Here is a 12,019-nt window from a genome sequence, read left to right on the forward strand (position 1 = left end):
TTATGAGCACGAAAATCATCAGCCTGGTGTCCATCGGCGCCCACCCGACCTCCGGCCGGCCACGTCGCGCGGAGCAGGATGCGCGGGCGGTGGAACTGGGTCTGCAACTGGCTGGGGATAACTTGCACGTGCTGCATGCCGGCGATGTCGCAGAGCCGGCGTTGCGCGCTTATCTGGGCATGGGCCTGGAACAACTGCATGTGCTCGAACAACCGCAAGGCGCCGATGCACTGCCTGCATTGACCGCGTACCTGCGCGACGCCGGGGCGCAAGTGGTGCTGACTGGCAGTCAGGCGGAAACCGGCGAAGGCTCGGGCATGCTCCCGTTCCTGCTGGCGGAAAGCCTCGGCTGGCCGCTGGTGGTGGGGCTGGCTCAAGTGGAGTCCATCGACGGTAATTCAGCGCTGGTGCTGCAAGCCTTGCCTCGCGGTCAACGCCGTCGATTGAAAGTGCGGCTGCCGTTTCTCGCAACTGTGGATAACGCTGCACCGAAACCTCGGCAGAGCGCCTACGGCCCGGCCCGACGCGGGGTGTTGCAGGCCGATGAAGTCGAAGTGATCGACGATGAATTGTTGGCCGTCGCCACGCTGCAACCGGCCAAGCCACGTCCAAAACGTCTGAAGGTGATCAAGGCCAAGAGCGGCGCGGACCGGATGAAAGCTGCGACGGCCAAGGCCAGTGGCGGCGGTGGGCAAGTGCTCAAAGGCGTGACCGCGCAGGCCGGGGCTGAGGCGATTCTCAAGTTGCTGATCGAAGAAGGCGTCGTCCGCTAACCGAAAATCAGCACAGAACCCATGTGGGAGCGAGCAGGCTCACTCCCACAGGGTGTCCGTGTCACCGACATTTATGGGGAAACAATGGCAGTAGAATTTCGTTCGGCAGTGCGCGCCGATGCGCGTGAGATTGCGCGTCTGTTTCAAATCACATCGGAGGGGGCTGCCGATTACATCTGGAGCCAACTCGCCCGGCCCGGTCAGGATCTGCTGGACGTCGGCGCCATTCGTTACGCCCGCGACGATGTTGATTTCTCCTGGCAGAACTGCCTTATCGCAGAGTCGGAGGGCCGGGTCATCGGCATGCTGCACAGTTACGTGATGCGTCACGATCCGCTGGCAGAGCCGACGACCGATCCGGTCCTGGCGCCCTACGCGAAGATGGAAATCCCCGACACCCTGTACATCTCCAGCCTGGCGTTGCATGAAGGCTGGCGCAACCTGGGCCTGGGCAAGCAATTCCTTGCCTACGCCTACGACCGTGCCAACCGGCTCGGGCTCAACGGCTTGAGCCTGATCGACTACGCCGCCAACACTGGCGCGCGTCGGTTCTATGAGCGTCATGGCTTCCGCATCGTCGACACCTGCCAGATCACGCCCCATCCGATGATTCGGGTTACGGGGGAGGCCTACCTGATGTATCGGCCATGAACACTCACCCGATGTTGCGCCAGATTCAGGCTGGCGTTTCCATCCCATAGGAAACCCATGGTTACCCACAATCCCTGTTAGCGCTTCTGTGGATAACATGTTCGCCCTTCGCTACACACCATACAAAACAAGCCCTGCAAACCTTCGTACAAAAAACAACCAGGCTAACTTGCGGTTTTTACAGGCTTTTTCCAGAGGATAAGTTTGTCCGCTAGCCAATACTTGCCCCCAATCTCTGTTAGCGCATCTGTGGATAAGATGTTCGCTGTCCGCTACAGGCCTTATAAAACGGGCTTGTCAGGTAGATGGTTAAAAAACGATCAAATCAGCGGTTTTGCGCGACTAATCACCCGCAAAGCCCGATATATTGCGGTTTTCAGAGGTTTTCCACAGATCGGCCGAAGTTGCCCCCAAAGTCTGTTGGCGCTTCTGTGGATAAGGTGTTCGCCATCCGCTGTAAGCCACGTATAACGTGCTCTGCAAGCTTTAGATCAAAAAACAACCAATCGCTGTGGAAAACCGGCCTTCTGGATAAGTCACGGTTTTTCTTCGGTTTCTGTGGAGAAAGATTCCCGCCTATCCACACTTGTCCCCATTAGCTGTGGGTGGAGGTGTGGATAACTTGTTCGCCAAACCCTGAAAGCCACGTCCCGCATAGGCTTGAATGGAATAGATCAGATTTCATACAGTTCTAAGCCGCTGGCTTGACTTCGATCGGTCGCCTGTCTTCACTCACAGGTCACAAGGACCGCCGTCATTTATCCACATCTGGTTCAGGGAGAACGCGTGATGGATAGCCAGCCCGCCCCCATTTTCTTCGCAACGTGCGTGCCCCTCCCGGCGGTCTTGTTGCGCAAACGCATTCACCGCCGCGCCGCCAATCAGCGCGCTCGCCTATAGCGCCCGACCTTTCGTAGTGACACCCGCGTGCTGCCGTTGAGTTCACTCAGTGGCCAGGTACTCGTTCGCCCATCGATTGCAGGCAACCGCAGAGTTGCCCTATCTGCCTGATAGAGGAAAGTCCCATGACACGGATCGCAACGCCCATCAGCGACATCAAGGAACATTACGACGTGATCGTCATCGGCTCGGGTTACGGCGGCGGGATCGCGGCGTCGCGCCTGTCCCGCGCCGGCAAGCGGGTCTGCCTGCTGGAACGGGGCCGGGAGATACAACCCGGCGAATACCCGAACACGATGCTGGCAGCCACCGAGGAATTGCAGGTGCACGACCCGGACGGCCACATCGGTTCGCGCACCGGGTTGTTCGATCTGCACGTCAACGCCCAGCAGAACGTGGTGGTCGGTTGCGGCCTGGGCGGTACGTCGCTGATCAACGCCAACGTCGCACTCGAACCGGAGCCCGGTGTCTTCGACGATCCGCGCTGGCCATTGGCGGTGCGCGAACATCGCGACACCTTGCTCAAGGACGGTTACGCCCGGGCGCGGGAAATGCTCAAGCCCAATCCGTATCCCAGCACTTCACCGGTGTTGCCGAAACTCGAAGCCAACAAGAAGTCGGCGGACTACCTCAAGCAAGGCGCGCATTTTTACCGGCCGCCGATCAACGTGACCTTCGACAAACTGCCGAACAACCTCAACCATGTCGGTGTTGAACAACTGCCTTGCAACCATTGCGGCGACTGCGTCTCGGGCTGTAACAACAAGGCCAAGAACACCACGCTGATGAATTATCTGCCGGACGCCTGGAACCACGGCGCGGAGATTTTCTGCCAGGCGCAAGTGCGGCATCTGGAACGCGACGGCGATGGCTGGATCGTGCACTTCCAGTACCTGGACAGTGGCCGCGAGAAGTTCTCGGCGCCGACGCTGTTCGTCAAAGCCGACATCGTCGTGGTGTCTGCCGGCACCCTCGGCTCCACCGAAATCCTCCTGCGCTCCCGGGACAAAGGCCTGTCGATGTCCGGCCAGCTCGGCGAGAACATGAGCGGCAACGGCGACATCCTCGGCTTCGGTCACAATTGCGCACAACCGATCAATGGCATCGGTTTCGGCGCGCATCCGGCGAAGGAATTGCAGCCGGTCGGCCCGTGCATCACCTCGGTCATCGACATGCGCACCGAAGGCGACTGGCGTAGCCGCATGGTCATCGAAGAAGGATCGATCCCCGGTGCCCTCGGTCGGCCGATGGTGCCGAGCATGGCCGGGTTCGCCGAGCTGATCGGTCAGCCCACCGACGACAGTTTTACCGGCAAGTTGAAGTACAAGGAACGCGAAGCCGAAAGCTTCCTCCGTGGCCCGTATTACGGCGCGCTGCACAACATGCAGACGTACCTGATCATGAGCCACGACGACGGCAAGGGCCGGATGGTGCTGGACAGCAAGGATCAGCTGCGCATCGACTGGCCGGGAGTTGGCGAGCAGGAAAACGTCAAGATCGGTAATGAACGGCTGCACCTGAGCACCAAGGCACTGGGCGGCATCTGGGTCGAGAACCCGATCTGGACCAAATTGCTCAAGCACAGCATCGTCTCGGTTCACCCCCTGGGCGGTTGCGTCATGGGCGAGGACGCGGGGCAGGGCGTGGTCAACCACAAGGGCCAGGTGTTCAGCGGCGCCAGCGGGACTGACGTGTATGCCGGTTTGTACGTGACCGACGGCGCGGTAATTCCGACGTCCCTGGCGGTCAATCCGTTGCTGACGATTTCCGCGGTGAGCGAGCGCAACATGGGCCTGCTGGCTGCCGATCGCGGCTGGCAGATCGACTACACGCTGCCTTCGGCCCCACGCAAACAAGTGGCGCCGCCAACGCTCGGCGTGCAATTCACCGAAACCATGAAAGGCTACTTTTCCCGGGCCTTCACCGCAGCCCAAAGTACTGACCTGAAGGTCTACGAAGCGGCGGCCAAACGCGGCGAGGCAGATAACTCGCCCATCGATTTCACCCTGACCATCACCGCCAACGACCTCAATCGCATGATCAAGGAGCCGGAGCACGCCGCGACGCTGGTCGGTACGGTCAACGCCCCGAGCCTGTCGCCGCAGCCGCTGACCGCCAGCAACGGCGTGTTCAACCTGTTCGAGCAGTATCAGCAGCAAGTCGGCGTGCGCCACATGAAGTACGACATGAAACTGACCGCCGAGGACGGCAGCGACTTTTACTTCAGCGCCTTCAAAACCGTGCCCGAGGACAACGGCGTGCTGAACATCTGGCACGACACCAGCACCCTCTATGTGACGCTGTATCGCGGGCCGGACAAGACCGGCGAGGTGATCGGCAGCGGGGTGATGCACATCCATCCGACCGACTTTGCCAAGCAAATGACCACCATGAAGGTGCTCAACGCCCGCAACGAACGCGAACGCATCGAAGGCCTGGCGCGGTTCGGCAAGTTCTTCGCCGGGATTCTCTGGGAGAGCTATGGCGGCGTGTTCGCCGGCGACATCTACTTCAACCCCGACGCACCGCCACGGCTCAAACGACCCCTGGATGCGCCGTCGCCGGTGGTGCATTTCTTCCAGACCGAAGACAACGTCGAATTGCGCCTGACCCGTTATCAGGGCGGCAGCAAAGGGCCGGTGATGCTGGTGCACGGGTTGGGCGTAGGCTCGAATATTTTCTCCACCGACACCATCCAGACCAACCTGCTGGAGTACTTGTGCAAGCACGAGTACGACGTCTGGCTCCTGGATTTGCGGGTGAGCATCCTGCTGCCGGCGAGCAAGAAGGAATGGAACGGCGACCAGATCGCCCAGTATGACTTCAAGGCGGCCATCGCGCAGATCCGCCAGGCAACCGAGGCGGCGGACGTGCAGTGCGTGGTGCATTGCTACGGCGCGACGACCTTCTTCATGTCGTTGCTGGCCGGGCTGCAGGGCGTGCGCTCGGTGGTCTGCTCGCAGATCGCGGCGGATACGGTGGTCGCCACGGCAACCGGGCTCAAGGCCGGTTTGCACCTGCCGGGCATGCTCGACGCCATCGGCATCAAATCCCTCACGGCGTATGCCGACAACAAGGAGAACTGGTTCAACAAGCTCTACGACAAGGCGCTCAACGGCTACGCCCGGATCGAGGCCCAAGGCTACTGCACCAACCCGGTGTGCCATCGCATCACCTTCATGTACGCGTCGTTGTATCGCCACGACACCCTCAACGAAACCTTGCACGACAACCTGCACGAATTGTTTGGCGAGTCGAACATGCACACCTTCGAGCACCTGGCGCTGATCGTGCGCAAAGGCCATCTGGTGGACTTCAAGGGTGACGACGTCTACATGCCGCACTTCGACCGGCTGAGCATGCCGATCTGCTTTATCAGCGGCGCGGACAACCAGTGCTACCTGCCGGAAAGCACGCTCAAGACTTATGACCGCGTGTGCAAGGTCCATGGGCCGGAGCGTTACAGCCGGCATGTGGTGCCGGGGTACGGCCATATCGATTGCATGTTCGGCAAGGACGCGGTGGTCGATGTGTACCCGATCATCCTGCAACACCTCGAGAAAACCGCCCTCGGCTAATACCGCCGGTGGCTGGAGATTTGTCGCACAACCTGTGGGAGCGAGCCTGCTCGCGAAAGCGGCGGCACAGTCAACATTGACGTTGCCTGATACAACGCTTTCGCGAGCGGGCTCGCTCCCACAGTGGACGGTGTTCAGGATTAGAAGGAAATGGATGATATGGACAGTTACATCCGCTGGTTCCAACGCTTCATCTGGCTAGGCATCGTGATGAACATGGTCTTCGCGATCCCGGCGCTTTTCGCTCCGGCGCTGCTGACCTCGATGCTCGGCCTGCCACCGCAACTCTCCGATCCATGGCTTGAAAACGCCGGCATGCTGCTGGTGGGTATCAGCGTGTTCTACATGCCGTCGGGCTTCAATGCGCCGCGGTTTGTGGTGCATTCCTGGTTATGTGTGTTGTCGCGACTGATCGCCGTGGCGTTCTGGATCTACCTGATCAACACCAGCAGCCAGGCATCGGTGTTCGTGCCGATGCTGATGGGCGATCTGAGCATGTTCCTGATCCTCGGCATCCTGCTGTACCTGGGCAGCACGCCGGCCAATCGTCCGTTGGCGTTGCTCTGTGACGGCTGGCGGGAATGGCGTGCCGGCTGGGCGCTGCGCTGGCAGCGGCACAGTTTCAAGGTCGGCACGCTGATCGTGGTTCTGGTGCTGGGATTTATCGGTTACGAGACTTGGTACCAGATGCTGCGGGTGGTGCCAGCCGAGAAGTACGCCTCCGACGAAGACCACTACAAGTACGCCGCTATCGGCTTGGGCATTGAAGCGCGCATCCCGTATTACCTGTTCGCCGTGCTGCCGCAGATGTGCCCCGAGAAACTGCCCAGACCCGGCGGCTATGAAGTCTTCGGTTTCCTCTTTGAGAACGGCAAGGACCTGCCCATCGGCATGGCCAAGCGGCAAATCGGCTACCCGACCGTGGAGCCGAACTGCGCCCTGTGTCACACCGGTTCCTACCGGGCCAATGCCAGCGACGTTGCCACCCCGGTGGCCACCGCCCCGGCCAATACCCTTCAACTGCAAGCCTTTCAGTGGTTCGCCTACGATTGCGCCAGCGATCCGACATTCACCACCGACGCGGTGATGACTGCGATCAACGGCAAGTTCCAACTCGGGTTTTTCGAGCGCTTGTACAACCGCTACCTGATCATTCCGATGGCCAAGAGCGCGTTGCTCAAACAGAAACAGGCCTACGCCTGGCAGAAGCTGCGCCCGCAACAGGGACCGGGGCGCACCGACACCTTCAACCCGACGAAAATGGTGGTGTTCGGCTTCCCGGATGACTCGACCATCGGCACCGTCGACCTGCCGCAAGTGTGGAACCAGAAACCCCGGGAGTCGCTGTACCTGCACTGGGACGGCAACAACAACGACATCCACGAGCGCAACTACGCAGCGGCAATGGCCGTGGGTGCGACGCCGGAATCGGTGCTGCCGGAAAGCTTCAACCGCGTGACCAACTGGCTGCTCGGCACCAAGCCGCCCGTCTGGCCGTTCGCGCTGGACCAGGCCAAGGTCGCCCAGGGCAAACCGGTCTGGGATCAGAACTGCGCCGGCTGTCACGACTTCGGTCGCACCGACACCGGCCAGGTCACCACCCGCATCGACGAACTGGGCACCGATCCCCATCGCCTGAACTCGTTCACCACGGGGTTGGTGGAGGCCTTCCACACCTTCAAGAAACCGCCATTCGACTTCAACGCCTATCGCAAGACCCAGAGCTACAGCAACACGCCGACCGATGGTGTCTGGCTGCGGGCGCCCTACCTGCATAACGGTTCGGTGCCCACGTTGTGGGATTTGCTGCAGACGCCGGAACAGCGGCCGTCGGTGTTCTACACCGGCTCCGATGTGTACGACCAGGAAAAGGTCGGCTTCGTCACGAGCGGGGCGCAGGCCAAGGCCTCGGCGGACTTCAAATACGACACGCGCCTGGAGGGTAACCACAACAGCGGCCACCTGTACGGCACGCAACTGTCGGACATCGATAAACGGGCGCTCATCGAGTTCATGAAAACCCTGTGATCCCACTACGGATGGAGGAATGCCAACATGTCATTAGTTACTCATTGGGAACATGAATACGACAAGGTCAAAGTTCGCGTGCATGGGCTGTTCACGCGATTGGAAATGTCCTGGAAAAAGCTCATCAGCGAGCTTGAGCCCGAGGAGTTCCAGGCCATCGTCGCCCTGTTGCAGCGTGGCCACGATCAGGCGCAATACGTGCTCAAACACGGCGATCTGCCGGTCGATCAGCCAAGCGTGCCGTGGGAGTTGTCCCACGGTTTGTCAATCCTGCACATCGGCAACGCCACGCCTTTGCCGCAATCGGTCGACCAGTTGCAGACCCGGGTGCTCAAGGACGGCAGTCTGCTGGGCTGTCGCAAGTGGGAACTGCTGGATCTGTTGTGGAGCGAAGCGCTGCTCAAGTGGATCGAAAACCTGCGCCATCACGCGCCGTTCGCCACTAACCCGGCATTGATGAAGATGGACAGTGACGTGGTGCTGGCGATCGCCGGCGACTGGGGCACCGGTCCGTTCGACAGCCACGCCCCGGCGGTGGCGGTGGCCAACCAGATGCAACTGGCTCAGGCCGATTTCACTATTCACCTGGGGGATGTGTATTACGCCGGCACCCATTCCCAGGAAGACGTCGACATGGTCGGCTGGCCCCTGGGCAAGCACGGCTCATTCACCCTCAACTCCAATCACGAGATGTACAGCGGCGCCCACGGTTATTTCAAGGAACTGGCCAAGCGTTTTCCGGCGCAGCAGGGCACCAGTTATTTCGCGTTGTACAACGACGATTGGCTGGTGGTCGGGCTCGACACGGCCTATGCGTCAGACGCCATCAATCTGTACATGGACGGCACGCTGAACAAGGAGCAGATCGCCTGGATGAAAGAACTGCCCCAGCGCAAGAAGATCATGGTGCTCAGTCACCATCAGGGGTTCGATATTTCCGGGCACAACAAGACGGCGTTGTATCAGCCGGTCTGTGATGCGTTGGGTCGGGAGCCTGATTACTGGTATTGGGGGCATTTGCACAATGGCATTTGCTATGCGGCCCAGGGTGGACTGCATGCGCGTTGCGCCGGGCATGGGGCGATTCCGTATGGTAATGCCAGCGAGCTGGACGGGCATACACGGGTGTTGTGGTCGGAAACCGAGAATGCGCGGGATGAGGCGTACCCGGATCGGGTGTTGAATGGGTATGTGAAGGTGCGGTTGGTGGGGGAGCACATCGAAGAGACGTTTATCGGGGAGGATGGCAGCGTGCGGTGGTCTTCAAGTTGATCGGGTGAATGTGAGGCCGTCATCGCGAGCAGGCTCGCTCCCACATTCGATCTTCAGCGCACCAAAGATCCCCTGTGGGAGCGAGCCTGCTCGCGATGCTTTTGCTGTTAGCCCTGAACCGGAACGCCCTTGAGGTAAGGCGCAGGCTCGGCCCCGAGGTTGCTCAACAGACGCTCGCTGTACCAGTCCACAAAGTTCACCACACCAAACTCATAGGTCTTGGAGTAAGGCCCTGGCTGGTACGCCGTGGAGTTGATCCCGCGCTGGTTCTCTTCGGCCAGACGGCGGTCCTGGTCGTTGGTGGCGTCCCAGACCTGGCGCATGCGCTCCACGTCGTAGTCCACGCCTTCAACGGCGTCCTTGTGGACGATCCACTTGGTGGTGACCATGGTTTCCTGAGCGCTGATCGGCCACACGGTGAAGACGATGATGTGATCGCCCATGCAGTGGTTCCACGAGTGCGGCAGGTGCAGGATGCGCATCGAGCCCAGGTCCGGGTTCTTGATGCGGCCCATGAGTTTGGCGCAGCCCTGTTTGCCGTCCAGGGTCATCGACACGGTGCCCTTGAGCAGCGGCATGCGCACGATGCGGTTACGCAGGCCGAAACTGGCGTGGGCGTAAGGGATCTTCTCGGCTTCCCAGGCAGCGGCGGAGGCCGCGACGTGGTCCTTGAAGGCCTGGTCGGCACGCGGGTCGGTGACGTCGTCCCATTCCAGCAGGGTTTTCAGCAGTTCCGGGTGCGACGCGTTGCAGTGGTAGCACTCGCGGTTGTTTTCCAGCACCAGCTTCCAGTTGGCCTTTTCCATCAAGGTGGTGGTAATCGCCACCTTGGTGTTTTCCATGTCATACGGTTCCATGTAATGGTTCAGCGTCGACAGGAAGTCATCAATGGCTGGCGGGTTCTCCGACAGGCTGATGAAGATGTAGCCGCCGGCGGTCTTCACGTTCACCGGTTTGAGGCCGTACTGCTTCATGTCGAAGTCGGCGCCCATTTCGGTGCCGGCGAACAGCAGGCGACCGTCCAGTTCGTAAGTCCACTGGTGGTAATGGCAGACCAGTTTGGCAACCTTGCCCTTTTCACTGGTGCACAGACGCGAGCCGCGGTGACGACAGACGTTGTGGAACGCATGGATCACGCCTTCGGCGCCGCGAATCACGATGATCGGATTCTTGCCGACTTGCAGGGTCAGGTAGTTGCCCTTGGTCGGGATTTCGCAAGCCATGCCGGCGATCAACCACTCTTTCTGGAAGATTTCCTGCATGTCGATATCAAACAGCCGCTCGTCAGAGTAAAACGGCTGCGGCAGCGAGAAAGTGCGCTCGCGCTCTTGCAGCATCTGCGCGGTGGCCTTGCGTGCGGGTTCCAGCGGATCGCCCAGGCTGATTTTTGCGGTGACGTCCATCGATTTGATCCTCAAGGCCATTCTGTGTGGCCGGCGAAAGTGGCTAATCAGGTTTGCTACGCAAGGTGTAAAGATTGTGTCTTGGTATGGAGCGAGTGTGGGGCCGGCGCTGGGCAGAACCTTATCCATGGGCGACATGGCCCAATCTGTTCCCGACGCGCAACCCCCGGTAGTTGGGGGCTGGTCGCGATAAGTATGTGAATGTCGCAGATAGGTAAATGGGTGGCTCGCGCTATACGCAGAATCGCCAACATAAGGCCGACCATCGGCGGTGGAGAACAGCATGTCCAACAGCTTCCTGAATCCGGTAACCACCCAGACCTGGGCCAACGGTCGACACATCGTCCGTTGCGTCAAAGTCATCCAGGAAACCTGGGATGTGCGCACCTTCTGCTTTATGGCCGACCAGCCGATCCTGTTCTTCTTCAAACCGGGGCAGTTCGTCACCCTGGAGCTGGAAATCGAAGGCGTGCCGATCATGCGCTCCTACACCATTTCCAGCTCGCCATCGGTGCCGTACAGCTTTTCGGTGACGATCAAGCGCGTACCGGGCGGCAAAGTCTCGAACTGGTTGCACGACACGCTGCATGAAGGTCAGGAGCTGGCGGTGCACGGGCCGGTCGGGCTGTTCAACGCCATGGACTTCACCGCGCCGAAGGTGTTGTACCTCAGCGGCGGCGTCGGCATCACGCCGGTCATGTCGATGGCGCGCTGGTTCTACGACACCAACGGCAACGTCGACATGGTGTTTATCCACAGCGCCCGCTCGCCCAAAGACATCATTTATCACCGCGAGCTGGAACACATGGCGTCGCGGATCGATAACTTCAGCCTTCACCTGATCTGCGAGAAGCATGGTCTGGGTGAGCCGTGGGCGGGTTATCGCGGTTACCTGAACCACAAGATGCTCGAACTGATGGCCCCGGACTTCATGGAGCGCGAAGTGTTCTGCTGCGGCCCGACGCCATACATGAACGCGGTCAAGCGCATGCTCGAGACCGCCGGTTTCGACATGTCGCGTTACCACGAGGAATCCTTCGGTGCCACGCCGCCGGAAGCCCGCGCCGATGCGGTGGAACAGGCCGAAATTGCTGCCGACGCGCCGGAAGTTGATCTGGCAGACCTGCATCAAGTCGAATTTATCTCCTCCGGCAAGAGCATTCGCGTGGCCCCGGGTGAAACCGTGCATGCGGCGGCGGCCAAGCTGGGCTTGCTGATTCCGAAGGCCTGCGGCATGGGCATTTGCGGCACGTGCAAAGTGCTGAAGCTGGGCGGCGAGGTCGAAATGGACCACAACGGCGGGATTACCGAGGAAGACGAAGCCGAAGGCTACATCCTGTCGTGCTGCAGCGTGCCGAAGGGCGACGTGCGCATCGAGTTCTAAGCAACGCCAATCCCTTGTGGGAGCGAGCCT

General features: G+C 60.3%; 7 protein-coding genes. 6 read left to right on the forward strand and 1 reads right to left on the reverse strand.

Features of this window, described 5'->3' with window-relative positions:
- The first annotated feature begins 2 nt into the window (after positions 1-2).
- The 5 genes from etfB (at position 3) to BLU63_RS13045 (ending at position 9,202) form a co-directional block, all read left to right on the forward strand.
- Positions 3-773 (forward strand): electron transfer flavoprotein subunit beta, encoded by a 771-nt coding sequence (gene etfB, locus BLU63_RS13025; RefSeq protein WP_010467008.1) that lies wholly within the window; start codon positions 3-5, stop codon positions 771-773.
- A gap of 84 nt (positions 774-857) precedes the next feature.
- The gene (locus tag BLU63_RS13030) at positions 858-1,424 is read left to right on the forward strand and encodes a GNAT family N-acetyltransferase (RefSeq protein WP_083375602.1); all 567 of its coding nucleotides are present in this window, start codon (positions 858-860) and stop codon (positions 1,422-1,424) included.
- A gap of 1,025 nt (positions 1,425-2,449) precedes the next feature.
- Positions 2,450-5,902, forward strand: a complete 3,453-nt coding sequence (locus BLU63_RS13035; RefSeq protein ID WP_083375603.1) for a GMC family oxidoreductase N-terminal domain-containing protein — start codon at positions 2,450-2,452, stop codon at positions 5,900-5,902.
- A gap of 159 nt (positions 5,903-6,061) precedes the next feature.
- The gene (locus BLU63_RS13040) at positions 6,062-7,930 is read left to right on the forward strand and encodes a c-type cytochrome (protein WP_083375604.1); all 1,869 of its coding nucleotides are present in this window, start codon (positions 6,062-6,064) and stop codon (positions 7,928-7,930) included.
- A gap of 27 nt (positions 7,931-7,957) precedes the next feature.
- On the forward strand, positions 7,958-9,202 hold the full coding sequence (locus BLU63_RS13045; protein WP_083375605.1) for a metallophosphoesterase family protein: 1,245 nt from the start codon (positions 7,958-7,960) through the stop codon (positions 9,200-9,202).
- A 107-nt stretch (positions 9,203-9,309) separates the two neighbouring features.
- Here BLU63_RS13045 and gbcA read toward each other — a convergent pair whose 3' ends face one another.
- Entirely contained in the window at positions 9,310-10,605 is a 1,296-nt protein-coding gene (gbcA, locus tag BLU63_RS13050; protein WP_010467026.1) for a glycine-betaine demethylase subunit GbcA, read from the reverse strand.
- 283 nt (positions 10,606-10,888) lie between these two features.
- Here gbcA and gbcB point away from each other — a divergent pair, with 283 nt between their 5' ends.
- Positions 10,889-11,989, forward strand: coding sequence for a glycine-betaine demethylase subunit GbcB (gene gbcB / locus BLU63_RS13060; protein WP_010467027.1), 1,101 nt, complete (start codon positions 10,889-10,891; stop codon positions 11,987-11,989).
- Positions 11,990-12,019 lie beyond the last annotated feature (30 nt).

This window comes from Pseudomonas mandelii, assembly GCF_900106065.1.
Classification (GTDB): Bacteria; Pseudomonadota; Gammaproteobacteria; order Pseudomonadales; family Pseudomonadaceae; genus Aquipseudomonas; species Aquipseudomonas mandelii.

Coding starts and splice junctions, on each gene's coding strand:
- etfB (WP_010467008.1), top strand. CDS start 3: ATGAGCACGAAAATCATCAGCCTGGTGTCCATCGGCGCCCACCCGACC.
- BLU63_RS13030 (WP_083375602.1), top strand. CDS start 858: ATGGCAGTAGAATTTCGTTCGGCAGTGCGCGCCGATGCGCGTGAGATT.
- BLU63_RS13035 (WP_083375603.1), top strand. CDS start 2,450: ATGACACGGATCGCAACGCCCATCAGCGACATCAAGGAACATTACGAC.
- BLU63_RS13040 (WP_083375604.1), top strand. CDS start 6,062: ATGGACAGTTACATCCGCTGGTTCCAACGCTTCATCTGGCTAGGCATC.
- BLU63_RS13045 (WP_083375605.1), top strand. CDS start 7,958: ATGTCATTAGTTACTCATTGGGAACATGAATACGACAAGGTCAAAGTT.
- gbcA (WP_010467026.1), bottom strand. CDS start 10,605: ATGGACGTCACCGCAAAAATCAGCCTGGGCGATCCGCTGGAACCCGCA.
- gbcB (WP_010467027.1), top strand. CDS start 10,889: ATGTCCAACAGCTTCCTGAATCCGGTAACCACCCAGACCTGGGCCAAC.